A 26324-nucleotide genomic window follows, 5' to 3' on the forward strand; every position below is an offset into this window, starting at 1 on the left:
CGCATTTAGGGCTTTTTTTGTTTTTGTAAGACCTAGACCAAAAGCGCTAATTTTCGATGAAATGTGTACTGAACGATTCAGAAAATTAGTGAATATGACGTATTTCGACTTTCTTCCTGTGTATCTAATTCCCTGTTTTTGACTGAATAGAAGGAAAATGGTGAATTTTCAGTGAATATATAACTTTGTGAAAATCAAAGGAGGGATAGGAATGAAAAAGCGTTCAGTCTTTTTGTCATTTTTATTGGTAGGTAGTTTGTTACCGGGAGTAAGCTCAGCTTCAGCACCAGTTGCGAGTGCTGGTCATGGGCATGATCATGGTCATACGCCATTCGAAACACATATTAGTGAGGGGTTGCCAAAGGCAAACGATTTTAAAGATTTGACGAAAGCACCTCCAATTGAACGAGATGTGACAACAAAGGTATTAGATGAGTCTGGTAAGCAAGTAGGCTCTAGAACCTTTAAGGCGAATACAGGGGATTCTATTTCAACAAAGGCAAGCACAGGCAGTCAAAAAGTAACGGTTTATGCTGTAGCAGATGCGCAGTATCGTGCGAAATATAGTGACTGGCAGACGCGCATTGTCAGCATCATCGAGCAAGCGGACGTCACCTTTAACCGTGATCATGATGTCGACTTTGTCGTACAAGCAGTAGGATCTTGGACATCTTCTGGATCAAATGCAGAGCAAATTTTATCTAACCTGTCGCGCAGCTTTGATGGCAGAGGATACGATTTTGTCACTGGCTTTACAGCTAATCCAAACTTTGATGCGGGCGGAATCGCGTATGTATACAATAGTGCACCGCGCGGAAGTGCATTCGCCGTTAACCTTGATCAAGGAACAGCGAATACTGCAAAAGCGGCTACGCATGAATACGGTCATAACTTTGGCTTACCACATGACCCTCAAGGCAGCGGAATTGTCTGCTTAATGAATTATGATTATTCCTACACAGTCGATTTCTTTGATGCGGCTCATAAAAATCAAGTGAACCGTAACAAAGCGTGGTACAGATAAAATAAGAGACAAAAGGACAAACACCCATGTGCCTGTCCTTTTTTTATGCTTACAGGTCGCTGATGCGTTTTCCTGCTACGGCATAGTGTTCTTTTTTCATTTCTTCAATAATAACAGAGACTTTTTCTGCACCTGCGCCTGTTGTTTCAACAACAGCGTCAGTGACTTTCTCTACAAGCGCTCTTTTCTGCTCGTCTGTTCTTCCTTCAAGCATTTGTACGGTGACAATCGGCAATGCGAAAACCTCCTTTTTCCTTTAATGCTACGCTTCCCTTTAGTTTAAGGGACTTCTTATAGTATACTGAATGAAGTAAATCATTGTATAGAAAGAAAGAGGGATTCATGCCTTTGAACCAATTTCTTGTGTATCCATTAGAACTGATTCCATATGTCGCCATTACACTTGTTGTTGCATTTACGATGCACGAGTTGGCGCATGCATATGTTGCGTATCGTTTCGGAGACCCAACAGCTAAGAACCAAGGGAGACTCACATTAAATCCGTTGAAGCATCTTGATGTATTTGGGACGATTTTGATCTTTGTCGCTGGGTTTGGCTGGGCGAGACCTGTGCCGGTGAATCGTTACCATTTTAAAAACCCGCGCTTAGCAGGAATCTGCGTCTCGATTGCTGGCCCTTTAAGTAACTTGGTGTTGGCGTTTCTAGGCTGTTTCGTGTACGTGCTTCTTCAGAAATTTGGCGGGGAGTCGCTCATGCGCTTTGAGCCTGGAGTGGATTATTTCTTCCGAATCTTTATAAACTTGAACGTCATTTTGTTCCTATTTAACTTATTGCCAATTCCGCCGCTGGATGGGTATCGTATTATTGAGGACGTCGTTAGTCCCCATATCCGTGCGAAAATGACGCAATTTGAACAATATGGGATCATTATCTTTCTCATATTCGTGATTACGCCGCTAGGACAGTTTGTTTTTGGTCCATTGATCGGAATGCGGGATCAAATCATATACTGGTTTAATCTTATTTTGAAGCCGCTGCTTTAGGAGGTTTAATGAATGGAAGGTAAAAAGAAGAAACCAATTGGTTTTAATATCATTAAAAAAACAGATGCAACAGACGGACACGGAGGCTTTGGAGCGGGTGCGCTCAGCCTAGATAACATTTCGCCGGTGATCATTGATGTAGAGGAAAAGGAAGCTGTCATTGATATTGGTGCTATGCATGCAAGAAGTGCCGTTGAAAAAGGAATTAAATTTCTGAAAACAAAAGAAGAAGTGCCGAACGGAAAACCGTATTGGCTCGTATGGGTGACCATTGACCGCAGAGAAGAAGGTCCTTACTATGCGGGTGTCACGGCTTGCGAAATGACCGTTGATCGTTCAATCCGCCGAGGGTATAAGTCGCTTCCAGAGCATGTGAATTTAATGGATAAATCAATGAAGCGAAAAATCGTTGTTAGTCATATGGATGATGTATCGAAAAAGGTACTGGCTGATTTCTTGAAGAGTCATAATGAAGCACTTTGGGAAGCATCCACAGATGAATTAAAAGAAGGATTGGCTGTCCCTGAATAATTGTGAAATTTTTGTGAAGAATGGCGAATTGCTACCAATTCCAGCTGATTTTTGAGTAAACTGGTGTTAAAGCTAGGACATGGAGAATCCCGAGATGCAAATCTCGGGGTTTTTCATGTCTTTTTTTCTTTTTTTAACGTTTCAGCCACTTTTCCCACCATTTCTTTGGCTTTTGATCTTGAACTGGATGATCCTCAGAAGATTTATTCTCAGCGCCGTAGCACACACCTGTCGGCTCCGTTCCTTCTATAAAATAGGTAAATACCTTTGATTCACATCCTGGGCCTGCCAGATCGCCGGTTTTTGGATTGATATACACACCTTTTACGCCGTCTGGTGGCATGAAGGAGGACGCTGGCTGTTTAGAGAGGGCTGATTCCATAAAAGATGCCCATATCTTTTTTGCATAGGCTGTTTCTTCGACCGAGTCAATGGTTCGCCCTTTATCATAGCCTGTCCACACACCTGTCACGAGCTGGGGAGAGAAGCCGATCATCCAGCTGTCGGCTCCTGTCGTCCCTGATTTTCCTCCGTATGTTCGCGTGAGATCCTTCATAATGGTGCGACCAGTGACACTCGTATAGCCGTTTAACTGATCATTGAACATTCCTGACATCATGTCGGTGGTGACAAAGGCTGCTTTTTCATCTAAGACTTGCTCTCGTTTTTGTTTTTCTTCAAAAAGTACGTTGCCTTTTGCATCCGTTACTTTTGTAATAAAGGTGGGTTTGACTCGTTTTCCGCCATTGACAAGCATGGCATAAGCATTTGTCATTTCAATTGGTTTGACAGGGGACGTGCCTAAGGCTAGTGATGGCACTTGATCTAGTTTTTCGTTGATGCCAAATGTTTTCCCGGCACGTACAAGCTGCTCCATTCCTAAAAATAGATGGGTTTTCACAGCGTAAATATTATCAGACAGCGCCAAGGCTTGAAGCATCGTAATGCCGTCATTGGCGTAATAGCCATGATAATTGCTTGGCGAATAAGCAGCACCGCTTCCTTGATCATCGAGCTCAAAAACTGTTTCTTCACTACGCATGACGGTTGCTGGTGTAAACCCATTTTGTAAGGCCATGTAATAGAGAAGTGGCTTCATTGTTGAACCGGGCTGTCTTTTCGCTTGTGTGACCCGGTTGAATGGACTTTTTTCGTAATCTCTTCCTCCGATGAGGGCGAGTACATGACCTGTTTGGGGATGGATAGCAGTAAAGCCGACTTGGATGTCTGATTTCGAATCGATTGTGCTTTTTAACGTCTTCTCAGCAATTTTCTGTAATTCCGGATGTAAAGTCGTTTGGATATGAAGGCCATAGGTTTCGATCTGTTCCTCAGTTAGCCCCAAGGTTTGCTTCAACTCACGAACCACATCATCATAAAAATACGGTGCTTGCTTTGCTTGTAGCTGCTTCTTTTGCAAAGGACGATAGGACAGTTTTTCTTTCGCGGCTTCAGCGGCTGCCTTTTTCGTAATCATGCCGTCCTCTTGCATGTGCCTCAAAATCATATTCTTTCTTGCACCGGCTTTCTCTTCATTCACATAAGGGGAGTAGAGAGAAGGGCCCTTTGGGATACCGGCAAGTAAGGCAGATTCAGCGAGGGTCAAATTCTTCGCTTTTTTTCCGAAATACAGACGGGATGCCGCTTCCACGCCATAAGCTCCATGACCATAATATATGGTGTTCAAGTATCCTTCTAAAATCTCATCTTTTGTATAGTTTTGTTCTAAGCGAATCGTGTAAAAGGCTTCATTCCATTTCCGCTTCCACGTTTTATCATGATCTAAATACAGATTTCGTGCATATTGCTGGGTGATCGTGCTGGCTCCTTGTACTTTAGCCATGGCGCGAATATCAGCCACTGCAGCTCCTGCCATTCGTTTCACATCAAAGCCATGATGCTCATAAAAGGTTTTGTCTTCAACAGCCACAGCTGCCTGCCTGATATGAGGAGACATGTCCTTTAACGGCACCCAATATCTCTTTTCTCCAAAGCTAGATTCTCCAAGCTTTGAACCATCGGCTGCATAAATCGTCGTAGATTGGGGAACTTGAACAGAAGGGGCGCCTTGCCATTTGGCGATTAAAAGAATCGTCAAAAAAACAGTGCCTGCAAATAGAAAAGCGAGCAAGCCTATAAAAAAACAGGCTCGAATCGTTTTCACGGTCATGCGGATTTTTTTATTACTCATGATTGTGTCCATGCCAAGCCCCCATTTTGACGGTTTTTTATCAGTATGGAACAAAGAAAACCGTTTTAAACAAATGATTGAAAGAGCGTGCATGAAAATTGAAGAGAACTCATGCGGTTCTTTACAATTTGATATGAATCCACTATACTTTTTTCTTGGACAATCGATATAGTCATAGCCGATAAAGGCGCTAACAATAGATGTTTGTTTATTATTGGATGAGAGGAAGATGGACAATGAGCGAACTTTGGTATACAGAGAAGCAAACGAAGAATTTTGGTATTACATTGAAGGTGAACAAGACCCTTCACACAGAACAAACAGATTTTCAGCATTTAGAAATGGTGGAAACAGAAGAGTTTGGCAATATGCTGTTTTTAGACGGTATGGTGATGACATCTGAGAAAGATGAGTTTGTATACCACGAAATGGTGGCACATGTTCCTCTTTTCACTCATCCAAACCCGGAAAATGTTCTTGTTGTAGGCGGAGGAGACGGCGGTGTCATTCGTGAAATTCTCAAGCACCCAAGTGTGAAAAAAGCGACACTTGTTGATATTGATGGAAAAGTCATCGAATACTCGAAGAAATTCCTTCCTTCAATTGCTGGGAAGCTAGACGATCCTCGTGTAGATGTCAAAGTCGGAGACGGCTTTATGCACATTGCTGAAGCTGACAATGAGTACGATGTCATCATGGTGGACTCAACTGAACCAGTTGGACCAGCTGTGAACCTGTTCTCTAAAGGATTTTACGCAGGAATCTCAAAAGCACTCAAAGAAGACGGTATTTTCGTGGCACAAACGGACAACCCTTGGTTCACACCTGAGCTGATTACAAATGTACAACGTGATGTGAAAGAAATTTTCCCAATCACGAAGCTTTATACAGCGAATATTCCAACGTATCCAAGTGGACTTTGGACATTTACCATTGGTTCAAAAAAGTATGACCCACTTGCTGTAGAAGACAGCCGTTTCTTTGATATTGAGACGAAATATTACACAAAAGAATTGCACAAAGCGGCATTCGTTCTGCCGAAATTTGTGAGCGACTTAATCAAATAAATCAAGCGAAGTGGAAATGCGCAAATGACCGTTTGCGCATTTTTTGAAGCGTAAAAGGAGGAATCTTGCATGAGATTCGACGAGGCTTATTCAGGAAAAGTGTTTATTGGAAGTCATCCGACATGGGAAGATGCAAAGGTCATTTTATACGGGATGCCGATGGATTGGACCGTCAGTTATAGACCAGGCTCACGTTTTGGCCCAAACCGTATTCGTGAAGTATCGATCGGTTTAGAGGAATACAGTCCTTATTTAGATCGTGAGCTACACGAGGTACCATTCTTTGATGCCGGTGACATTCCACTTCCTTTTGGAAATGCACAGAAAAGCTTAGACTTAATTGAAGAGTATGTCGACAGCATTTTAGAAAAAGGGAAGTTTCCATTAGGAATGGGCGGCGAGCATCTTGTGTCTTGGCCGGTTTTCCGCGCGATGCATAAGAAATATCCTGATTTGGCTATTATCCATATGGACGCACATACGGATCTTCGTGAGGAATACGAGGGTGAGCCGCTGTCTCATTCAACCCCGATTCGTAAAGTAGCAGGACTCATTGGACCTGAGAATGTGTTCTCTTTCGGCATTCGTTCTGGGATGAAGGAAGAATTTGAATGGGCAAAAGAAGCGGGCATGCACATCTCTAAATTTGAAGTGCTGGAGCCATTGAAGCAAGTATTGCCAAAGCTGAAGGGACGCCCAGTGTATGTGACGATCGACATTGATGTACTCGACCCAGCTCATGCACCTGGTACAGGCACGGTAGATGCTGGCGGTATTACATCAAAAGAGCTGCTTGCATCTATTCATGCGATTGCAGGATCTGATGTGCAAGTAGTCGGTGCAGACCTTGTTGAGGTAGCACCTGTATACGATCATTCTGACCAAACAGCGAATACAGCGAGCAAGCTTTTACGCGAAATGCTGCTTGGGTTTGTGAAATAACACCTTGATAGAGGAGCTTGTCATCTCATATGGACAAGCTCTTTTTTTACATCGATCAAAAAATAAAGGAGGCAGTTCATGTTTTCTTCTATATTGATGGTGCTTCTCGCTTTTTGTGTGTTAGCGGCGGGTTTTCTCACGCTGAAACGAGAGCTCGCAGCTGAGCCGCCTGTTTTTGCTTCGAAAAAGGAAGCGAAGGAAGAGATGTTGGGGCTGTTTCAGGATCGAGGCTTTTTCTATCTGACGGCCATTGCGCTATGCATGCAGGTGGTATGTAAGCAGGCGCAGATCGTGCCATTTGATTTTTTTCAGGCATTTTTGGCAAGTTCAGGCGTACAAGCTCTTTTTTATTTCATCAAAAGAAAAGACTTGGGCATAAAGGCTGGATTGGTGGTATTAGTGAGTTTCGTGTTCCTTTTTTTCTAAAGGGATGGTGTAAGATCAAAAACGAAGTTTAATCGCAGTGAATAAGAGAAATGATGGGATGATAGGCAATCATGAATATGGTATACTATTTTAGTTAAACGGGTCTTAGCAAAGGAAGTGCAAAATGACACAAAACCAAATTTCAATTCATGTAAAGTCAGTGATGAAACCAGAGACGGAGCCGGCTGAAACGATCGAATTCCGCACGACTGGAACGTATCAAGAAAAGAATGAAAAAACGTATCTCACTTACCATGAAGAACATGAAATGGGTCAAGTAAAAACCGTTGTGAAAATGAGTGAAAAAGAAATTTTTGTCATGAGATCAGGGGCCATTCAAATGAAGCAGCGCTTTCTCATCGGAGAAACGACCGTCACACATTATACGATGCCATTCGGTACACTACAGCTTGATGTGCACACACATGGCATTGATCTGGATGTGGACAAGGGACTGCTGCACATTACGTACGATATGCTGACAGGGGAAGACCAAAAGCATTTACATACATTATCGATTTCATATAAGGAGGATTTACGTTCATGAATATCGCAGAACAGGTCAAAGATGCGTTAAAAGAAGAAATTATTGCGGCAGTCGTCAAAGCAGGACTTGCTGATGAAAGCCAGGTACCAGATGTCCTTTTAGAAGTGCCGAAAGACAAAACCCACGGTGATTACTCCACCAATATGGCGATGCAGCTTGCCCGCATTGCAAAAAAAGCACCTCGTCAAATCGCAGAGGACATTGTCAAAGCGTTTGATAAAGGGAAAGCTTCTATTGAAAAAATGGATATCGCAGGTCCAGGGTTCATTAACTTTTATATGAACAATCAGTATTTAACAAAGCTCATCCCTGCTGTCCTTGAAGCAAAGGAAGCATATGGTGAAACGAATACAGGCGGCGGCCAAAAAGTGCAAGTTGAATTCGTCTCAGCCAACCCAACAGGTGACCTTCACCTTGGACATGCCCGCGGAGCAGCTGTAGGTGATTCTCTTTGCAACATCCTTGATAAAGCAGGGTTCGACGTGAGCCGTGAATACTATATCAACGATGCAGGGAATCAGATCAATAACCTCGCTTTATCTGTAGAGGTACGTTACTTTGAGGCGCTCGGTCTTGAAAAAGAGATGCCTGAAGACGGGTACAGAGGAGAAGACATCAAAGGCATCGGGCAAAAGCTGGCAGATGAATTTGGTGACCGTTTCGTGCACGAGTCAGAAGAAGAGCGTATGAAGTTCTTCCGTGAATACGGCTTGAAATACGAATTGGAGAAATTACGTGTAGATCTTGAGAATTTCCGTGTCCCATTTGATGTATGGTATTCAGAAACCTCTTTATATGAAAACGGAAAAATCGAACCAGCGCTGGAAACGCTTCGCGAAAAAGGCTATGTCTTTGAAGAAGATGGTGCAACGTGGCTGCGTTCAACTGATTTTGGCGATGACAAGGATCGCGTGCTCATTAAAAAAGACGGCAGCTTCACTTACTTGCTTCCAGATATCGCATATCATAAAGACAAATTGGACAGAGGCTTTGACCAGCTCATTAACATTTGGGGCGCGGACCATCACGGCTATATCCCTCGAATGAAAGCGGCGATTCAAGCACTTGGATATCCGGCTGGCAAGCTTGAAGTAGAAATCATTCAGCTCGTTCATCTATACAAAAACGGTGAAAAGATGAAGATGAGTAAGCGTACAGGAAAAGCCGTCACCATGCGTGATCTGATTGAAGAAGTAGGCCTAGATGCCACTCGTTATTTCTTCGCGATGAGAAGTGCGGCGACACATATGGACTTTGACCTAGACTTAGCGATTTCTACGTCTAACGAAAACCCTGTGTACTACGCACAATATGCCCATGCGAGAATTTGCAGCATGCTGCGTCAAGGTGAAGAAAAAGGCTACGAGCCAAATCTTGAAAAAGCAGATTTCTCTCACATTCATTCAGAAAAAGAATACGATCTTCTGAAAATCATTGGCAGCTTCCCAGAAGTGGTAGCAGAAGCAGCTGAAAAGCGTATTCCGCACCGTGTGACGAACTATATTTATGACCTTGCATCAGCCCTTCACAGCTTCTACAATGCCGAAAAGGTCATTGATGTAGAAAATGAAACAAAAACAACAGCACGTCTTTCACTCATGAAAGCAACACAAATTACGCTTGCGAATGCATTAAAACTAATTGGTGTATCGGCTCCGGAAAAGATGTAATTATACGAAAAACCCACTCTAAACAAGAGTGGGTTTTTCGTTTGTATTTTTCATCGTTCAGCTGTTAGATCACTTTTATGTCTCTGGAAAATCTCAATTTCGTAAACCTCTAATGCTTGTTTAGGAAGTTGCTTTTCTAATGCAGAATGCAAACCTGCCATATCTTTTGAAGTATCGATGCCAATGGATATTGTGGGCTCTGTCTTGATAATCTGATAGTTAAACAATTTATACTCTTCCCATAATGAGTCCAATACGTGGATGACCTTATCATCTAATTCCTCTTCAGAAAGGGTGAGAGTTTTTGAAGTGAAACTTAATCCAATCATACAAAGAGATTCAGAATCTGTTAAATAAAAAACATCCGCTATCTACTAGAGACAGCGGATGTTGAACATTACCCAAGCGTATTAATAATATTAGAAATAGAATCAAATAATTGGCTAAGTACATCAGAAAACATAGTTTGTATCCTCCTTTCGGCAAGCATGTAGTATGTGTGCGTTAATGGGATTAACCAAGTGTGTTAATAATGTTAGAGATAGAATCGAATAATTGGCTAAGGACATCAGAGAACATGTTTTTGCCTCCTCTCTTTTCTTTTTACATTTACTTAACGAAGGGGATGAAGGGTTGGATCACTTTTTCTAAAAAATTTTTAAAAAAGAGGGTGGCATAGAAAAAAGCACCACAATTCGAGTGCTTTTTTCTTTTATTAGTTATGAATGAATGCGCAGCTTCACGTCTCCATTTTCACACGCTAGCTGAACGTTTCCGCCAATCGGTAAGGTGAAAACCGGCTGCGTATGTCCGATATCGACATCGTAGATCACGGGAATGTGTTTAAGCATCGGGTGTTTATCTAAAATGAACTTCAAATGTTCTTCTGTCATCTTGGATTTCTTCTGAAAGCGTCCGATGATCAACCCTTTAATGGACTCTGCATGCTGCAAGAGGGAAGTGAGGTCTCTGGCGAACATTTCAGGGAAGGCCAACTCATCATCCTCCACAAATAAGATGGCGTCCTTGATTTGAGGCATAAACGATGTCCCTTGCAGTAAGTTCAGTGTACAAAGGTTCCCTCCATACAAGGTGCCTTCGGCTGTTCCTTCCTGATAGATTCCCCATCTCGTCGGATGAAACTGTCTGTTCGCTTGATCAAGATACCACGCATCATCACTCCACTTGGTCGAAGGGGTCACATCAAAAGACTCACCGTCATTCATCAAGCAGGCTTGAAACATAGCCGTCTGCTCCTCTTGCCCCTGCTTCATTTGAAAGCTGGAGAAATGGGGTCCAGAGTATGTCACCATCTCACATTTGGCTGTAATAGCGCTTGCGAGTGCGGTAATATCACTGTATCCGCAAAGAACTTTAGGATGCTGACGGATCAAGTCGTAATCGATGTAAGGCAAAAGTTCATTGCAATTGAAGCCACCAATGGCGGTCAAAATACCGTCGACCTCATCATCTGTGAATGCCTTATGCAAATCAGACAAGCGGTGTTCAATAGATGATGAGGAATGAAGATCACATTCAAACACGTGCTGTCCAAAAGAGACAGTGAAACCTAAAGCCTCTAAACGTTTTTTTGCTTGAGCGATTCCTTCTTCTGATAAAATGCTGGCACTTCGGCTTGGGGCAATGACACGAAGATGACTGCCTTTTCTTAAAGGAGAGGGTGTATACATAAACAAATCTTCCTTTCCATCACATATTTATCCATTATATCGGATCAAATGACCCAAGTCTGTAAAAGCTAGAAGAAAGGCATAGGTCGTGCGTTTCATACAAGCTGTGCGAAGGGTATGGAAGAGAAAAGACAGAAACGAATGAGGGCGGAGAATGTGAAAAAAAGACGACTGGAATTTTTATTTTTATATTTTATGATATTCGGGGCATATGTGGTGTATTGGTGGCCGGTTCCAGCGTGGAGTGTTCAGTTGTACGTAGCGATTTATATCGCCATTATTTTATTTAGTATCATCTCACTCATGCTAGAGAACCGTACATCACAGCACACACTCTTATGGATGTATGTGCTCATCTTTTTCCCGATCATTGGCTATATGTTTTATTTGTTCTCGGGACAGCTCTATGTGAAAGGTCATTTATTCAAATCAAAAAGAATGTACAACCGTGAAAAACTACGCAGAATATCTGAGCTTGAGAGCAAGCCTGATGAATCAAGTTTAACCGAAAATCAGCGGACTTTTTTTCATTACACAGAAAAGGCAACAGGCATGCATGTGAACACAAATAGTGATATGGACATTTTAAAAAATGGGGAGGAGACGTTTCCCCGTATTTTTGAAGAGTTAAAAAAGGCAAAATCGTTCATCCATATAGAATACTACATGTTCAAATCAGATTTCCTTGGACACCGGATGATGGAGATTTTGATAGAAAAAGTAAAAGAAGGGGTAGAGGTTCGCTTCATCTATGATGCGGCTGGCAGCATTCGCTTCTCTCGAAAAGATATTAAACGCTTGAAGCAGGCGGGAGTCAAGGTTGCTCCTTTTCTGCCTTTAAAATATGGTTTCTTTAATCAAAAATTCAATTTCCGTAATCACCGAAAAATTGTGATCATTGATGGGAAAACAGGATTTGTCGGCGGGTTAAATGTCGGAAAAGAATATGTCGGACGTGATGAAAACATCGGTTTTTGGCGTGATACGCATACGATGTTAAAGGGCGAGGCTGTCCAAACCCTTCACTCTGTTTTTATGCTCGACTGGGAGTATGTATCAGATGAAGTATTAATTGACGATCCGAAGTATCATACGCCTCATCCTGTGACGGGAGAGGATGTCATTCAGGTTGTACCAACTGGACCTGATATGAAAGAAAGTATGAGTGATTTATATGATGCACTCATCTCAAATGCGAAACAATTTGTCTGGATTGCGACACCTTATTTTGTCCCGAATGAATCCATACGTACGGCATTGAAAATTGCTGCAACAAGAGGGGTGGATGTTCGCGTGATGGTTCCGGAGATCAATGACGGCTTTCTCACTCAATACGCCACAAGGTCCTATTTTTCTGAGCTCCTAAAAGAGGGTATCAAGGTGTATCACTATCAAAAAGGCTTCATGCATCAAAAAGTGATGATCGCAGATGGAGAACTTGCCTCTGTCGGCACCGCAAATGTGGATATGAGAAGCTTTCAGCTCAATTTTGAGGTCAATGTCTTTACGGCCGCGAAAAAGCCCATTGAGCAGCTGATGGCCCATTATGAAGAAGATATGAAAGAATGTGAGCAAATGGGACCTGTTCATTTTTATAAAAGAGGCTTAAAAGAGCGATTAAAGGAATCATTTGCTCGGTTGTTTTCTGGTGTTTTATAAGGCTTTCCAGTCGAAGAAATCATTTCCTCATCTAGTATTTTGATGAGGATTCCTCTATAATTGAAAATGATTATCAATTATAGAGGAAATGAGGTTCTTTTACATATGCTAAAACGCTTTTTCGCCTATTACAGGCCCTATCGAGGTCTGTTCTTTTTAGATTTCTTTTGCGCTGTTGCCGTTGGATTGATGGAACTAGGTTTCCCGCTTATCGTGAACTACTTCATTGATACATTGTTACCAACAGGGAACTGGACAATTATTGTCTGGACGGCATTTGCCCTGTTTGTCATTTATGCCCTTAGCTCGGTTATGCAATTTATTGTGTCGTATTGGGGGCATATGCTTGGCATCAATATTGAAACAGATATGAGGAAAAAGCTGTTTGATCACTTTCAGCGCCTATCTTTTAAATTCTTTGACAACAACAAAACGGGTAAGCTCATGTCACGGATGACAAACGACCTCATGTACATTGGAGAGGTGGCGCATCATGGTCCTGAAGATTTGTTTATAGCCATTATGACGATTCTTGGTGCCTTTGCAGTCATGCTGATGATTAATTGGCAGTTGGCCATTTTAACGTTCCTCATCATGCCAGTCATCATCTGGCTCGCCCTTCATTTTAATAAAAAGATGACAAAGGCGATTACACAGCTCAACAATGACATTGGAGACTTTCATGCAAGGGTTGAAAACAATATCGGAGGCATTCGACTTGTTCAAGCCTTTGCTAACGAACATTTCGAGAAAAAGCGTTTTGCTGAAAACAACAACCGTTTTCGGAAAGCGAAGCTTCTTTCCTATAAAATTATGTCGGTCAACGGATCAATCAGCTATATTCTGACACGTCTTGTGACGCTGTTTGTCCTTCTCGCAGGTACATGGTTTGTCCTGCAAGGTCAATTAACGGCAGGTGGATTTATCGCATTTGTTCTGATTACGAATGTTTTATTTAGACCGATTGATAAAATCAACACGGTCATTGAAATGTATCCAAAAGGCATTGCGGGCTTTAAAAGCTATGTTGATTTGCTAGAAACAGAACCAGATGTGAAGGATACAGAGGGAGCACGTGATGTATACGGATTGAAAGGTGAAATTGAATATCGAAACGTAACATTTGGCTACGATGAACACAGTCATGTGTTAAAGAATATCGATTTGAAGATCAAACAAGGAGAAACGGTTGCGTTTGTCGGGCCTTCAGGAGCAGGAAAATCAACGATTTGCAGCCTGCTGCCTCGTTTTTATGATGTGGATGAAGGGGAGATCACAATAGACGGTATAAGTACAAAATCGATGACGTTGTCTTCTTTAAGGCAGCAGATTGGTATTGTGCAGCAGGATGTCTTTTTATTCTCAGGCACCATTCGTGAAAACATTGCGTACGGCAATCTAGAAGCCAGCGATGCAGAGGTGTGGGAGGCTGTACGTCGTGCGCATTTAGAGGAACTTGTCCAGCGTTTCCCAGAAGGGTTGAATACGGTGATAGGTGAGCGCGGCGTCAAGCTATCAGGCGGCCAAAAGCAGCGCTTGTCCATTGCACGGATGTTTCTGAAAAACCCTTCTATACTCATCCTAGATGAAGCCACATCAGCACTGGATACAGAAACAGAAAAAGCCATCCAGGACGCGCTGAGTGAACTAGCCGTCGGCAGGACAACACTCGTCATCGCCCACCGCCTAGCAACAATTAAACACGCCGACCGTATCATCGTCGTGACAGAGGAAGGCATTGAAGAGCAAGGCCGCCACCAAGATTTAATTCAAATGGGTGGCGTATACAGCAGACTGCACGAAGCGCAGTTTGGTCATTAAAGAAAAAGTCCTTTTGATAAAGGGCTTTTTTTGTTAGGATAGAAAAAACTTGTGAAGGAAGGATCTGATGGAATGAAGGGGCTTCGGCGATTACAAAAAGGCGACAAGATCGGTATTTTTTCACCTTCAAGTCCTGCATCAGCGACCTCGCCTCTTAGGTATGAGCGGGCGAAGAAGTGGCTTGAGCAAAAAGGATTCATTGTGGTACCAGGATCATTAACAGGGAAAGAAGATCACTACCGTTCAGGTACAATTCAAGAACGAGCCAATGAGCTGAATGAGCTGATGGCTAGAGACGATTTGGCGTGCATCATGTCAATGATTGGCGGGACAAATTCAAACAGTTTGCTGCCTTATCTAGATTTTGAGCTGCTAAAGCAACATCCGAAAATCATGATCGGTTATTCAGATGCGACAGCGATTCTTTTGGCTGCCTATGAAAAAACGGGGTTGCCTGTTTTCTACGGACCGGCGCTTGTCCCATCTTTTGGGGAATTTGAACCGTTTGTCACATATACATATCAGTCGTTCGAAGAGATCCTGATGCATCCACAACCCATTCCTTATCAGATCAAAAAACCACCTTTTTGGACGGATGAACGAATCAATTGGGAAGAAAAAACGCGTGATAAAAAGCATCGCCCGAACGATTGGCTGTGTGTCATAGAAGGACAGGCAGAAGGTAGGTTGATCGGTGGAAACCTCAATGCAATGTATGGCATATGGGGCAGTGAGTTCATGCCAGCAATCCAAACAGGAGACATTCTCCTCATTGAAGATTGCATGAAAACCGCTTCAGTTGTAGAAAAAAACTTCTCTTTATTGAAGGTAAATGGAGTATTTGAGCGGGTATCAGGGATTCTTTTGGGGAAACATGAGCTGTTTGATGATGAGGGAACAGGCAAAGAACCTTACGAAATGTTACTTGAGGTGCTAGGAGAGACAAAAAAACCGATCATCGCAGATTTTGACTGTGCCCATACACACCCGATGCTTACGATGCCAATTGGGGCACAAGTGAAAATGGATGCAGTTTCCAAAAAAGTGTGGTTGACGAAAGAGTGGATCTAAAAAGAGCAGCCAGAAGCTGCTCTTTTTTATGAAACCTTCTCTTTTTCAAATGGCTGCAAGAGGTCTTGTGCTTTTTTTCCCTCTACGACAATTAAGTAGTCAGATTCTAAATGAGTGAGCCTGAATGTTTCAAGCTCTACGATATTTTTGATGTTACACATTGTTTTCTTAGAATATACATATAGACGATGTTGAGCCTCGTGGCATTTTTCATAAAGAGAAATAAGCTTATGTAAATTCAATGCTTTCGCAGCGATTTGGATTGAATAGATCTGAGACATCTTCATATCCTCCTGTTGATTACTTTCTCACAATAGCTTTGTTACCCCTGTTTATACAGAGATAAACCTTTCTCTATGGTTTCCACTCAATGGTTCCTCCGCCCACTCGCTTGTTGCCTCTTATCGAAGACAACTCTTCGACCAGTCGGAGCAGGGCTTGATCCTTTAACTTCGCCTCAATCATAAAATCTACATCACGCCCATACGGTTTTAATGCATGAAAAAGCGGTAAGACAAAGGACATATCTACACCATCTGCATGACTACGTATAGCTTTCTCTGATTTCGGTGAGGATAAATGAATTTTAGGCGGAATGCCAGTGCTCGTCCGAGTGTCGAACATTCTTGGCAGGATGTCTTCAAGCGCGGCATTGTCATCTTTATTGGCCACGTGATGATGGTAATCAAAAACAAAGGGAATACCATGCTTTTCACATACACCAAGCGTTTCTAACGACGTATACGTTTTGTCATCATTCTCAAGCGTCATCCTCGCCTTGATATGCGCCGGAAGCTGTTTGATATTTTCATCAAATCGTTGAAGCGCCGAGTCTTTATCACCGTACGCGCCGCCAACATGAATGTTCATATAGCCTTCCTTTTCGAGCTTCATCGCCTCAAGCATTTGATAATGGTACGTCATGTCGATCACGGCATTTTCTGTGATTGAAGGTTTAGGGCTAGTAAACAAGGTGAATTGATTGGGGTGAAAGCTCACCCGAAGCCCATGCCGTTTCACCAAATCACCAATTTCAAGAAACTCCTTTTGAAAAGGTGTCACAAAGTCCCAGCGTACCTCAGGATGGGTCGCAAGCGGAACGATCGAACTCGAAAAACGGTAAAGCGGGATATCATGAGCAATGGCGAAATACAGCGTTCTTAATGTATTCACGAGATTGGCCTTTGTTGTACGTAATAACGCCTCTTTTCCTTCTTCCTTTGAGAGCTTGCTGTATCTTGCAAAGGTCAGCGACTTGGCAGGAGAAGCCTCCCACAAGGTGACGGCATTGGATACATAACCAAATCGATAACGCATAGGTCATCTCCTTTATAAAAAATAAGAAAACATGGCGGCAGCCCATTCAAGCATACGTGACAAAAGCGGACGCTGTGCCAATTTCTCTTCTGTCATAAGCTCAGACACTTCTATGTGCTCGCGAATTTTCCCCTCTACGTGTGAAGTAAAGTCGACATCATCAATAGCGACGTCAACTTCCTCGTTTAAAAACAAGCTGCGTTTATCAAAATTTGCCGTACTGATGATACTGCGTCTCTGATCAATCAGAATGGCTTTCGCATGATAAAATCCTTTATAAAAACGATAAACAAGGCAGCCAGAGGCAATGAGATCCTTTAAATAATGAAATCCAGCCTCTTTAACAAGTGGATGATCTGCTTTCATTGGGATGATGATTTCAACCGTGACGCCTCGTTTTCGTGCATCAAGCAGTGCATTCAGTAGAGGAGCAGATGGAATAAAGTAAGGCGTACAAATGATGATCTGTTTCCTCGCCTGCTGAATATCTTTGAGAAATAAAGCCTCTAAAGAGAAACCAGCAGTCGCGCGTGTTGTGCATTGTAGTGTTCCCTGTTCCAAAGCAGGAAAAACATCATATTGCAGCTGGTGAATGCCAGATGTCCGGTATAAATCATTCAAAAACACATGCTGGAGATCTGCAACAACTTGCCCCGTCATGCGCAAATGATAATCCTTCCATATGCCAAACCGTCCCTTTTTCCCAACATATTCATCACCAATATTAAATCCGCCAATATAGCCAATCTTTCCATCAATCACCGTGATTTTACGATGATTTCTCATGTTTAACCGATAAATCAAAAAAGGGAAACGAGGTTTATTTAAAAAGTAAAATTGGATGCCACTTTTCTCCAGCATGTCAATGGACTTTTGATCAAACGGATAGGACCCTAATCGATCGGTCAGTAAAAAGACGGAAACTCCTTGTTTCGCTTTTGTTTTCAAGGCTTGTAACACCCTTTGACCAATCTTGTCGTTCTTTACAATAAAGAACATCATATGAATAGAAGAAGAGGCGTGCTGTATATCGGTGAGCAGCTGATTAAAAAGTGGTTCACCATCATGATAAAAGACGGCATCACCGCTTGTTTGGTCAAAAGATCGTTCAAAAGCGCGGGTAGAAAAATATTTCTTTCCCATATAAAGGTCTAACAATATGAGACATACGATGACAATGAGTACGAGTAGGATGATCAATGCGATCATGAAGCTTCCTCCTTTTTTGCATATTTCAATAGTGTACCCAAACGCGCAAAAAATATTGACTGAATACTCATTCATTATTTATGATAGAGGTACAACATGGAAACGGAACAAAGTGGGTTTTGGGGAATGAAAGGGGGAGCAAGATGAATAGCCTTTTAATCATGAACATGATTGCATTTGTGGCGGTGACCGCTTACGCTGTGTATTTGTTTATTTATCTCATTCGAACACGAGCAGCGTACATTCGTCTTGGCAAAAAAGAAGAGTTTCAACAAGACATGAAAAAGCGCTTAGAGCGTGTTTGGGTCAATGTATTTGGGCAAAAGAAGCTGTTAAAGGACAAGAAGAGCGGCATCATTCATGTGCTGTTTTTCTACGGATTTATCCTTGTGCAGTTCGGAGCCCTTGATTTTATTATGAAGGGACTCGTTCCAGATAGCGGACTTCCTTTAGGTCCGCTTTACGGTGTCTTTACTTTTTTCCAAGAGGTGGTCACACTACTCATTTTAGTAGCCGTTGTTTGGGCGTTCCATAGAAGGTATGTAGAAAAGCTTGTCCGTTTAAAGCGTGGCTTTAAATCCGGTCTAGTGCTTTTATTTATTGGCGGCTTGATGCTGACCGTTTTACTTGGCAACGGGATGAATATCATCTGGCATGGACACTCTCTATCACCAACTGAGCCAATCGCATCCAGTATTGCATTCTTGCTGGGCGGTATTTCACCGCTTGCGGCAACGGTTGTTTTTTATGTCGCATGGTGGGTGCATCTTCTGATTTTGCTGACATTCTTAGTGTATGTCCCGCAGTCAAAGCATGCTCACCTCATTGCAGGACCGGTGAACGTATTTGCGAGCAGATTAGACCCGCCAGGCAAGCTGCAAAAAATTGATTTTGAAGACGAGACACAAGAGACTTTCGGTGTGGGGAAAATTGAAGACTTTCGTCAGTCACAGCTGATCGACCTTTACGCTTGTGTGGAATGCGGGCGCTGTACAAATATGTGTCCAGCAACAGGTACAGGGAAAATGCTGTCTCCAATGGATTTGATTTTAAGGTTAAGGGATCATTTAACCAATAAAGGAGCGGCCATTACTTCGAAGACGCCTTGGGTACCGCAACTTGCCTTCAGGCAGACAACAGGAAATCAGCTGGCGCTTCAGGCGAGAGGAGCAGGTGCAGAGGAATCGGCTGCCAGCTCGATGTATCATCCTTCTCTTATTGGTGAGGTCATTACAGAGGAAGAAATTTGGGCATGTACGACGTGCCGAAACTGTGAAGACCAGTGCCCTGTCATGAATGAGCACGTCGACAAAATTATTGATATGCGCAGATATCTTGTGCTGACTGAAGGGAAAATGGACGCAGATGCACAGCGTGCGATGACAAGCATTGAACGCCAAGGGAATCCGTGGGGATTGAACCGAAAAGAAAGAGAAAATTGGCGTGAACTGAGAGAAGATGTACACGTGCCGACAGTAAAAGAGCTGAAAAAAGCAGACCAAACTTTCGATTATTTATTCTGGGTTGGTTCAATGGGGGCATACGACAATCGAAGTCAAAAAATTGCGCTTGCCTTTGCAAAGCTTCTCAACGAAGCAGGCGTCTCCTTTGCCATCCTAGGCAATAAAGAGAAAAACTCTGGCGATACACCAAGAAGGCTTGGAAACGAATTTTTATTCCAAGAGCTTGCGACAAAAAACATTGAAGAATTCCAGAAAAACGGTGTCACAAAGATCGTCACGATTGATCCGCACGCATACAATTTATTTAAAAATGAGTATCCAGACTTCGGTCTTGAGGCAGAAGTGTACCATCATACAGAATTACTAGCAGAGCTAGTGAAAGAAGGGAAATTAACGCCTGTACATGAAGTAAAAGAGGTCATCACCTTCCACGACTCTTGCTACCTAGGCAGATATAACGAAGTGTATGATCCGCCGAGAGACATTTTAAAAGCCATCCCTGGAGTGACGCTGAGAGAAATGGAACGTCATCGTGAAACTGGTATGTGCTGCGGTGCAGGAGGGGGCTTAATGTGGATGGAAGAAGAGACAGGTACCCGGATTAACACTGCCCGAACGGAGCAAGCGTTACAAGTGCAGCCATCCATCATCAGTTCAGGATGTCCTTATTGCTTAACGATGCTGGGAGATGGGACGAAAGCGAAAGAAGTAGAAGAGCAGGTAGGTACATTTGACGTCGCTGAGCTTCTTGAAAAATCAGTGTTTGGCGAGGCTGGAAAGCAGGTTTCGTAAACAAAACAGGCCGATGAATAGAATGTTCATCGGCTTATACATGACGCTGTGCATCAGCTGATTAGATAATATGTAAGCGGTAACAAATGGGAGGGGACATACATGAGCAAGACGGTCATTGTATCTGGAGCAAGAACACCATTTGGAAAACTAGGCGGTGCTTTGAGCGGGTTGACTGCCGCAGAACTAGGCGGAGTGGCAATCAAGGCTGCGCTGGAAAGAGTGCCAGGTTCAAATCATGTGGATGAGGTCATCATGGGAAGTGTTTTGCAGGGAGGACAAGGACAGATTCCTTCAAGGCAAGCAGCAAGACATGCTGATCTTCCGTGGTCCGTTCCGACGCAAACCATCAATAAAGTCTGTGCATCAGGAATGCGCAGTGTGAGCACAGCAGATCAAATCATCCGAGCTGGAGACGCGGAGGTCATCGTAGCGGGCGGTATGGAATCCATGTCACACGCTCCTTATTTACTAAAAAAAGCGCGCTGGGGCTACAAAATGGGAGATAGTGCGGTACAAGATGCGATGATTTTAGATGGATTAACCTGTTCATTTACAGGCGTCCATATGGGGGAGTATGGGAGCATGGCTGCGAAGGAACTTGGAATTACGCGCGAAGAGCAAGACCTTTGGGCGTTAAGAAGTCATGAACGGGCGATTGAAGCGCAGAAAAACGGCTTTTTTGAACATGAAATCACCCCCGTCACCGTCAAGACAAAAACGGGAGAGCGGCTGATCACAGAAGATGAATCCCCGCGGCGTGATACGTCATATGAACGACTGTCAAAGCTCATGCCTGTTTTTGATCAAACTGGTACCATTACCGCTGGAAGTGCACCAGGTATCAATGATGGCGCAAGTGCGCTACTTTTAATGAAAGACACATATGCAAAGCAGCATGATGTCAAGCCATTGGCAGTCGTGCTTGGTCATGTGCAGATAGCCGTAGAGGCAAAGGATTTTCCAAAAACACCAGCCTTTGCTATCGAGAAGATTTTACAGAAAACAGGGAAGCGTCTAGAGGATATTGATCTATTTGAAATCAATGAGGCATTCTCAGCCGTGGCGCTGGCGTGTGAAAAAATCACGGGGCTGGACCGGCGGAAAATGAATATCAATGGTGGTGCAGTTGCGCTTGGTCACCCTATTGGGGCAAGCGGAACACGTATCATATTGACCTTGATTCATGCATTAAAACAAAGAGGTGGCGGTATTGGCATTGCGGCGATTTGCAGTGGAGGCGGTCAAGGAGATGCCATCATGATAAAGGTAGATTAAAAGGGAGGCGTTCATCGTCATGAGTACAGAAGAAACCGTCATGGTCGTTGGAGCTGGACAAATGGGATCAGGCATTGCCCAAGTCTTTGCACAGTCTGGCTACACAGTCCTGCTGCATGATGCATCTGAAAAGCAGATTCATCGAGCCATTTCCTCCATGACCAAACAACTGACGAAACGAGCAGAAAAAGGAAAGCTAGCCCATCAGGCAGTCCGAGATATTACACAGCGGCTTGCCGTATCAACAGATTTAACGGACGTGCAGCAAGCTCACTTAGTGATTGAAGCTGCATCTGAACAAATGAGTGTGAAAAAACAAATCTTTGAAACACTTGATCAATTTGCAGAGGCGAAGACGATATTTGCAACAAACACATCTTCCTTGTCGATCACAGAATTAGCAGCTGTTACAGGAAGACCGGAGCAAGTGATTGGCATGCACTTTATGAATCCTGTCCCTGTCATGAAACTCGTTGAGGTCATTCGAGCGCTGCAAACGAGTGACGACACGTATCAACTCGTTTGTGAAACAGCAAAGGCATTAAACAAAACTCCAATTGAAGTGGAAGACTTCCCAGGGTTTGTATCAAATCGTATATTGATGCCAATGATCAATGAAGCCATCTATACCCTTTATGAAGGCGTGGCAGATGCAGAAAGCATTGACGGTGTTATGACGCTTGGAATGAATCACCCAATGGGACCGCTTCGTCTCGCTGATTTCATCGGACTAGATACATGTTTATTTATTATGAATACCCTTCATGAAGGACTTGGGGATAGCAAGTATCGACCTTGTCCTCTTTTGAAAAAATACGTGAATGCAGGCTGGCTGGGCAAAAAGACAAAGAAAGGTTTTTACACATACCACGACCACTCATAGGGGGAGTCAAAATGGATGTTTTGCTTACGGATCAACAGCGACTCTGGAGAGAACAGGCAGCAGAATTTGCAAGACAGCGTGTATTCCCGGAAGTGGAAGCCATGGAACAAGGTCAGTTCCCAAGGACACTTTTAGCTGAAATGGGACGACAAGGCTTTCTAGGGATTCCAATACCATCTTCTTATCAAGGCTTAGGAGCAGATTTTACAACGTATATCATCGCCATTCATGAATTATCTAAAGTGAGTGCGACCATCGGCGTCATTGTGTCCGTCCATACATCTGTTGTGACGATGCCTATTTTGGCTTTTGGAACGAATGAGCAAAAAGAATCCTATGTTCCGCAGCTTGCATCCGGGCAGAAACTGGGCGCTTTTTGCCTGACTGAACCGAAGGCAGGCTCAGATGCCTCTAGTATTCAGTTAAGGGCAGAGCGGACAGAAGACCATTATGTGTTAAATGGTACAAAAATGTTTATCACAAGCGGCGGGGAAGCAGAACTGTATCTTGTCTTTGCCGTGACAGATCCTGCTTCTACGAAAAAAAATATATCGGCATTCATTGTTGAGAAAGGTACACCAGGATTTACGATCGGAAAAGATGAGAAAAAGATGGGACTGCATGGATCAAAAACGGTCACGCTTCATTTTGATGGTGTGCGGATTCCAAAACAACAGCTGCTCGGAGCAGAAGGAGAGGGCTTTCACATCGCCATGTCTAGTTTAAATGCGGGAAGAATCGGTATCGCGGCTCAAAGCCTTGGGATAGCTGAAGCTGCTTTAACGGAAGCAGTGACGTATTTAAAGCAGCACCCAGCAGGTCTAGAAACGACCATTCGGCTAGGGGATTTGGCGGCGAAGCTTGAAGCTGCCAAGCTATTAGTCTATCAAGCGGCTGCTTATAAAGAGGCAAATCGTCCGGTGACAAAGGAAGCATCCATGGCAAAGCTATTTGCGTCAAAAACGGCGGTTGAGATCAGTACAGAAGCGATCCATTTACTCGGCATGGACGGTTATACGAATCGCTATCAAGCACAACGTTACTTTCGTGATGCGAAAGTTTGTGAAATCTATGAAGGAACAAGTGAAATTCAAAGGCTGGTCATTTGTAAACAGCTAATATGAAACGAGGTGGCTCATGATGCAGTTTCAATTAAGTGATGAACATGAAATGATTCAAAAAATGGTGAGGGATTTTGCGAAAAATGAAGTAGAGCCAACAGCAGCAGAGCGAGATGAGACAGAAACGTATGATCCAGCTATTTTTCGCCAAATGGCAGAGCTCGGTTTAACGGGGATTCCTTGGCCGGAAGAGGTTGGCGGGATCGGTAGTGATTATTTAGCCTACGTCATCGCAGTGGAGGAGCTTTCAAGAGTGTGTGCCTCTACAGGCGTCACGCTCTCCGCCCACACCTCTCTCGCCTCGTGGCCCATCTATACTTTTGGAACAGATGAACAAAAAGAGACCTATTTAAAGCCGCTTGCAGAAGGACAGAAGGTAGGGGCATATGCACTCACTGAGAGCGGGTCGGGTTCGGATGCCGGCGGAATGAGGACGACGGCAGTAAAGGCAGGCAGTGAATACGTCCTGAACGGTGCGAAAATCTTTATTACAAATGGGGGCATTGCGGATTATTATATTGTGTTTGCTGTGACAGACCAAGAAGCTGCATCTCGAAATACGACAGCCTTTATTGTAGAAAAAGAGACACCGGGCTTCTCGGTCGGTAAAAAGGAAAGCAAACTGGGCATTCGCTCATCGCCAACGACTGAAATTCGATTTGAAGATTGCCGGATTCATGAAAAGAACCGGCTCGGACAAGAAGGAGAAGGCTTTAAAATAGCAATGATGACCCTCGATGGCGGCAGAAACGGCATTGCTGCACAGGCTGTTGGGATTGCACAAGGCGCTCTTGATGCGGCAGTCCATTATGCGAAGGAGCGCAAGCAATTCGGCAAACCAATCATTCAACAGCAAGGAATCGCGTTTAAGCTAGCAGATATGGCAACCGCAATTGAAGCCTCCAGGCTACTCACTTATCAGGCAGCATGGCTCGAAACGAAAGGGCTCCCGTACGGAAAAGAATCAGCTATGTCCAAGCTCTTTGCTGGAGATACAGCCATGAAGGTAACAACAGAAGCCGTCCAAATCTTCGGCGGCTACGGGTATACAAAGGATTACCCAGTCGAACGATACATGCGTGATGCGAAAATCACCCAAATTTATGAAGGCACACAGGAAATCCAGCGCCTAGTCATCTCGCGCAAACTACTAGATATGTAGAAACAAAGCAAAGACCACCTGACGTGAGGTGGTCTTTTTCGGTGTGGATCATGAAGTGTTTTTGCACTAGCACCATCCAAAATTCACATTAACGTATGAGTGATTTGTAACTGATGAAGTAGTGAGTATTGGTACATGTGAATTGGCAATATACCTACTAAAGAATTAGACCTCAAGAATAATATAGCGATAACCCACATACAAGGTAATAGTCAGGTTTTCCTGAATTTAAGATGATTTCCAGTATTGAGCCATATTATATGAGCATTATGTTAAAATTGAGAAAATAAAAATATGGGAGGTTATTATGACCACAATTACTACTATCTTAGCGATTGTAACTTTGGTGATATGGATCATGGTTTCCGCAGAACTATCAAAGTCTTCAAAGAAAGATCAAAATGAAAAAGAAAATAGCCGTAGAAAATTAATTGTTTTAATGTTTGCAGGCATTATATTGACGATAGCAGTAGTCATCTCATTACTTCAGAAATTGTAGCTTTAAAATACGAAAAAAGTGATTGTATAAAAAAGTTCATCTCGTTCACTAATGTGTTTAAACTTTGCAAAAATGTCACGGTTCAGCCTCATTTCTAACGTGATGGTTATGATTTTTCCTACATAAATAAGCAATTCTTTTTTTGTCCGAATAGTGAATCTCCTAAAGAAAATCCAGAAAAATGAATATACGGAGGATTCATGCAAAAAGCAGCCATTATTTTTCATCATACGTTCAAGGATTTGAATAAAGGGTATCAATTTTGATATCAAACGGAAGTCGAGACAACTCAATATGAGTGTCTCGATTTTTTTGGAATTGAGGAAATTGATTCAATTTAACTAGGTAATTTAATCCATTATCTTCTTTTTTGACTTGGATTCGTAGGGACTTATGTTGTGTTTTGGAAAATAGTATGTTTATCACATTTTCTAAATGTTACAATTTTTCAAAAGCTATGATAGGAACTGAGCTATATAAAGCTATTGATATATTTCCAAAAATAAATCACTTTCTCATACAGATACGGTTCTTCACAGGGTCAATATGTATAACTGTACTTCCCATTCATTCATCACTTCTCTTGAATTCAAAATAAAATCAACTCTTTTTTCACATTCATAATGATGATTCAGTTAATTTTTGAATCTGGGCTCCAATTGTTGAAGAATATTTCAGTAATAATTGAAGGACTACAACGAGCATCTCTTAAAAAAATTCATCATGAAAGTTTACCTGCCTCTAAAAAGAAGGCACTGAAAATTCGAAATGAATTTTGATAGTGTTTATCAGAAATTCTGACTAGATTTGAATGAATCAGAGCATTTTATGCTATTACATAAGTGCCCAGTAAAAATGGAAAATGAACGTAAATCCTGATAAAAACTGATTACAAATACCGTTAATTAAATAAATGTTACAAATTTTCCAAAAAATTATTGAAATGTAATTTAAT

24 protein-coding genes are annotated in these 26324 nt (G+C 42.8%); 17 read left to right on the forward strand and 7 right to left on the reverse strand.

What is annotated here, in order from left to right; translation table 11 throughout:
• Window positions 1–211: 211 nt before the first annotated feature.
• The gene (locus GPS65_RS01570; protein ID WP_161985303.1) at window positions 212–1024 is read left to right on the forward strand and encodes a zinc-dependent metalloprotease; all 813 of its coding nucleotides are present in this window, start codon (window positions 212–214) and stop codon (window positions 1022–1024) included.
• 49 nt (window positions 1025–1073) lie between these two features.
• Here the strand turns inward: GPS65_RS01570 and GPS65_RS01575 are convergent, their stop codons facing one another.
• Complete coding sequence (locus GPS65_RS01575) at window positions 1074–1259, reverse strand: 2-hydroxymuconate tautomerase (protein WP_012011601.1); 186 nt, start codon at window positions 1257–1259, stop codon at window positions 1074–1076.
• A 107-nt stretch (window positions 1260–1366) separates the two neighbouring features.
• On the opposite strand from GPS65_RS01575, the gene GPS65_RS01580 reads away from it, so the two are divergent.
• Window positions 1367–2029, forward strand: a complete 663-nt coding sequence (locus GPS65_RS01580) for a site-2 protease family protein (RefSeq protein WP_012011600.1) — start codon at window positions 1367–1369, stop codon at window positions 2027–2029.
• A 12-nt stretch (window positions 2030–2041) separates the two neighbouring features.
• Window positions 2042–2560: a YwhD family protein gene (locus GPS65_RS01585; RefSeq protein WP_012011599.1), complete on the forward strand. Its 519-nt coding sequence runs from the start codon at window positions 2042–2044 to the stop codon at window positions 2558–2560.
• Between the two features lie 133 nt (window positions 2561–2693).
• Here the strand turns inward: GPS65_RS01585 and GPS65_RS01590 are convergent, their stop codons facing one another.
• The gene (locus GPS65_RS01590; RefSeq protein ID WP_144455335.1) at window positions 2694–4763 is read right to left on the reverse strand and encodes a transglycosylase domain-containing protein; all 2070 of its coding nucleotides are present in this window, start codon (window positions 4761–4763) and stop codon (window positions 2694–2696) included.
• Window positions 4764–4987: 224 nt separating this feature from the next.
• On the opposite strand from GPS65_RS01590, the gene speE reads away from it, so the two are divergent.
• From speE to argS, 5 genes are all read left to right on the forward strand, one after another.
• Window positions 4988–5818: a spermidine synthase gene (gene speE, locus GPS65_RS01595; RefSeq protein WP_012011597.1), complete on the forward strand. Its 831-nt coding sequence runs from the start codon at window positions 4988–4990 to the stop codon at window positions 5816–5818.
• A gap of 69 nt (window positions 5819–5887) precedes the next feature.
• On the forward strand, window positions 5888–6760 hold the full coding sequence (speB, locus tag GPS65_RS01600) for an agmatinase (protein WP_088003052.1): 873 nt from the start codon (window positions 5888–5890) through the stop codon (window positions 6758–6760).
• Between the two features lie 78 nt (window positions 6761–6838).
• Window positions 6839–7186 (forward strand): hypothetical protein, encoded by a 348-nt coding sequence (locus GPS65_RS01605; protein WP_144455338.1) that lies wholly within the window; start codon window positions 6839–6841, stop codon window positions 7184–7186.
• A 124-nt stretch (window positions 7187–7310) separates the two neighbouring features.
• Window positions 7311–7733 carry a YwiB family protein gene (locus tag GPS65_RS01610; protein WP_012011594.1) on the forward strand — a complete coding sequence of 141 codons (423 nt, stop codon included), beginning with the start codon at window positions 7311–7313 and terminating at the stop codon, window positions 7731–7733.
• Window positions 7730–9403, forward strand: a complete 1674-nt coding sequence (gene argS / locus GPS65_RS01615; protein ID WP_144455340.1) for an arginine--tRNA ligase — start codon at window positions 7730–7732, stop codon at window positions 9401–9403. The genes GPS65_RS01610 and argS overlap by 4 nt, the downstream gene beginning before the upstream one ends.
• Before the next feature lie 50 nt (window positions 9404–9453).
• Here argS and GPS65_RS01620 read toward each other — a convergent pair whose 3' ends face one another.
• Window positions 9454–9732 (reverse strand): YolC/YozM family protein, encoded by a 279-nt coding sequence (locus tag GPS65_RS01620; RefSeq protein ID WP_012011592.1) that lies wholly within the window; start codon window positions 9730–9732, stop codon window positions 9454–9456.
• A 390-nt stretch (window positions 9733–10122) separates the two neighbouring features.
• Window positions 10123–11094 (reverse strand): S66 family peptidase, encoded by a 972-nt coding sequence (locus tag GPS65_RS01625; protein WP_012011591.1) that lies wholly within the window; start codon window positions 11092–11094, stop codon window positions 10123–10125.
• A 156-nt stretch (window positions 11095–11250) separates the two neighbouring features.
• On the opposite strand from GPS65_RS01625, the gene cls (GPS65_RS01630) reads away from it, so the two are divergent.
• The 3 genes from cls (GPS65_RS01630) (at window position 11251) to GPS65_RS01640 (ending at window position 15645) form a co-directional block, all read left to right on the forward strand.
• Window positions 11251–12753 (forward strand): cardiolipin synthase, encoded by a 1503-nt coding sequence (gene cls, locus GPS65_RS01630; protein ID WP_238389130.1) that lies wholly within the window; start codon window positions 11251–11253, stop codon window positions 12751–12753.
• 105 nt (window positions 12754–12858) lie between these two features.
• Window positions 12859–14574 carry an ABC transporter ATP-binding protein gene (locus GPS65_RS01635; RefSeq protein WP_144473434.1) on the forward strand — a complete coding sequence of 572 codons (1716 nt, stop codon included), beginning with the start codon at window positions 12859–12861 and terminating at the stop codon, window positions 14572–14574.
• Between the two features lie 72 nt (window positions 14575–14646).
• Window positions 14647–15645, forward strand: coding sequence for a S66 family peptidase (locus GPS65_RS01640; RefSeq protein WP_144473432.1), 999 nt, complete (start codon window positions 14647–14649; stop codon window positions 15643–15645).
• Window positions 15646–15671: 26 nt separating this feature from the next.
• On the opposite strand, the gene GPS65_RS01645 is transcribed toward GPS65_RS01640, so the two are convergent.
• The 3 genes from GPS65_RS01645 to cls (GPS65_RS01655) form a co-directional block, all read right to left on the reverse strand.
• Window positions 15672–15926 (reverse strand): general stress protein, encoded by a 255-nt coding sequence (locus GPS65_RS01645; RefSeq protein ID WP_088003321.1) that lies wholly within the window; start codon window positions 15924–15926, stop codon window positions 15672–15674.
• 73 nt (window positions 15927–15999) lie between these two features.
• On the reverse strand, window positions 16000–16962 hold the full coding sequence (gene uvsE / locus GPS65_RS01650; protein WP_144473431.1) for a UV DNA damage repair endonuclease UvsE: 963 nt from the start codon (window positions 16960–16962) through the stop codon (window positions 16000–16002).
• A gap of 12 nt (window positions 16963–16974) precedes the next feature.
• A complete protein-coding gene (gene cls / locus GPS65_RS01655; RefSeq protein WP_144455344.1) occupies window positions 16975–18171 on the reverse strand; it encodes a cardiolipin synthase in 1197 nt (398 codons plus the stop codon).
• Window positions 18172–18314: 143 nt separating this feature from the next.
• Between cls (GPS65_RS01655) and GPS65_RS01660 the strand changes: the two genes are divergently transcribed.
• The 6 genes from GPS65_RS01660 to GPS65_RS01685 all read left to right on the forward strand — a co-directional run bounded on the left by GPS65_RS01660 (window position 18315) and on the right by GPS65_RS01685 (window position 25369).
• Entirely contained in the window at window positions 18315–20426 is a 2112-nt protein-coding gene (locus GPS65_RS01660; protein ID WP_144473429.1) for a (Fe-S)-binding protein, read from the forward strand.
• A 102-nt stretch (window positions 20427–20528) separates the two neighbouring features.
• The gene (locus GPS65_RS01665; protein WP_144455348.1) at window positions 20529–21704 is read left to right on the forward strand and encodes an acetyl-CoA C-acetyltransferase; all 1176 of its coding nucleotides are present in this window, start codon (window positions 20529–20531) and stop codon (window positions 21702–21704) included.
• Between the two features lie 19 nt (window positions 21705–21723).
• Window positions 21724–22587 (forward strand): 3-hydroxybutyryl-CoA dehydrogenase, encoded by an 864-nt coding sequence (locus GPS65_RS01670; protein ID WP_012011583.1) that lies wholly within the window; start codon window positions 21724–21726, stop codon window positions 22585–22587.
• 11 nt (window positions 22588–22598) lie between these two features.
• Window positions 22599–23711, forward strand: coding sequence for an acyl-CoA dehydrogenase family protein (locus GPS65_RS01675; protein WP_012011582.1), 1113 nt, complete (start codon window positions 22599–22601; stop codon window positions 23709–23711).
• A gap of 16 nt (window positions 23712–23727) precedes the next feature.
• On the forward strand, window positions 23728–24870 hold the full coding sequence (locus GPS65_RS01680) for an acyl-CoA dehydrogenase (RefSeq protein ID WP_088003341.1): 1143 nt from the start codon (window positions 23728–23730) through the stop codon (window positions 24868–24870).
• A 307-nt stretch (window positions 24871–25177) separates the two neighbouring features.
• Window positions 25178–25369, forward strand: a complete 192-nt coding sequence (locus GPS65_RS01685; protein ID WP_012011580.1) for a hypothetical protein — start codon at window positions 25178–25180, stop codon at window positions 25367–25369.
• The last annotated feature ends 955 nt before the right edge of the window (window positions 25370–26324 follow it).

The organism is Bacillus pumilus (genome assembly GCF_009937765.1).
In the GTDB taxonomy this organism is placed as follows: domain Bacteria; phylum Bacillota; class Bacilli; order Bacillales; family Bacillaceae; genus Bacillus; species Bacillus pumilus_O.

Excerpts from the sequence above, each read along its gene's own strand:
- GPS65_RS01570 (WP_161985303.1), top strand. The coding sequence starts at position 212 with ATGAAAAAGCGTTCAGTCTTTTTGTCATTTTTATTGGTAGGTAGTTTG.
- GPS65_RS01580 (WP_012011600.1), top strand. The coding sequence starts at position 1,367 with ATGCCTTTGAACCAATTTCTTGTGTATCCATTAGAACTGATTCCATAT.
- GPS65_RS01585 (WP_012011599.1), top strand. The coding sequence starts at position 2,042 with ATGGAAGGTAAAAAGAAGAAACCAATTGGTTTTAATATCATTAAAAAA.
- GPS65_RS01590 (WP_144455335.1), bottom strand. The coding sequence starts at position 4,763 with ATGGACACAATCATGAGTAATAAAAAAATCCGCATGACCGTGAAAACG.
- speE (WP_012011597.1), top strand. The coding sequence starts at position 4,988 with ATGAGCGAACTTTGGTATACAGAGAAGCAAACGAAGAATTTTGGTATT.
- speB (WP_088003052.1), top strand. The coding sequence starts at position 5,888 with ATGAGATTCGACGAGGCTTATTCAGGAAAAGTGTTTATTGGAAGTCAT.
- GPS65_RS01605 (WP_144455338.1), top strand. The coding sequence starts at position 6,839 with ATGTTTTCTTCTATATTGATGGTGCTTCTCGCTTTTTGTGTGTTAGCG.
- GPS65_RS01610 (WP_012011594.1), top strand. The coding sequence starts at position 7,311 with ATGACACAAAACCAAATTTCAATTCATGTAAAGTCAGTGATGAAACCA.
- argS (WP_144455340.1), top strand. The coding sequence starts at position 7,730 with ATGAATATCGCAGAACAGGTCAAAGATGCGTTAAAAGAAGAAATTATT.
- GPS65_RS01620 (WP_012011592.1), bottom strand. The coding sequence starts at position 9,732 with ATGATTGGATTAAGTTTCACTTCAAAAACTCTCACCCTTTCTGAAGAG.
- GPS65_RS01625 (WP_012011591.1), bottom strand. The coding sequence starts at position 11,094 with ATGTATACACCCTCTCCTTTAAGAAAAGGCAGTCATCTTCGTGTCATT.
- GPS65_RS01635 (WP_144473434.1), top strand. The coding sequence starts at position 12,859 with ATGCTAAAACGCTTTTTCGCCTATTACAGGCCCTATCGAGGTCTGTTC.
- GPS65_RS01640 (WP_144473432.1), top strand. The coding sequence starts at position 14,647 with ATGAAGGGGCTTCGGCGATTACAAAAAGGCGACAAGATCGGTATTTTT.
- GPS65_RS01645 (WP_088003321.1), bottom strand. The coding sequence starts at position 15,926 with ATGTCTCAGATCTATTCAATCCAAATCGCTGCGAAAGCATTGAATTTA.
- uvsE (WP_144473431.1), bottom strand. The coding sequence starts at position 16,962 with ATGCGTTATCGATTTGGTTATGTATCCAATGCCGTCACCTTGTGGGAG.
- cls (WP_144455344.1), bottom strand. The coding sequence starts at position 18,171 with ATGATCGCATTGATCATCCTACTCGTACTCATTGTCATCGTATGTCTC.
- GPS65_RS01660 (WP_144473429.1), top strand. The coding sequence starts at position 18,315 with ATGAATAGCCTTTTAATCATGAACATGATTGCATTTGTGGCGGTGACC.
- GPS65_RS01665 (WP_144455348.1), top strand. The coding sequence starts at position 20,529 with ATGAGCAAGACGGTCATTGTATCTGGAGCAAGAACACCATTTGGAAAA.
- GPS65_RS01670 (WP_012011583.1), top strand. The coding sequence starts at position 21,724 with ATGAGTACAGAAGAAACCGTCATGGTCGTTGGAGCTGGACAAATGGGA.
- GPS65_RS01675 (WP_012011582.1), top strand. The coding sequence starts at position 22,599 with ATGGATGTTTTGCTTACGGATCAACAGCGACTCTGGAGAGAACAGGCA.
- GPS65_RS01680 (WP_088003341.1), top strand. The coding sequence starts at position 23,728 with ATGCAGTTTCAATTAAGTGATGAACATGAAATGATTCAAAAAATGGTG.
- GPS65_RS01685 (WP_012011580.1), top strand. The coding sequence starts at position 25,178 with ATGACCACAATTACTACTATCTTAGCGATTGTAACTTTGGTGATATGG.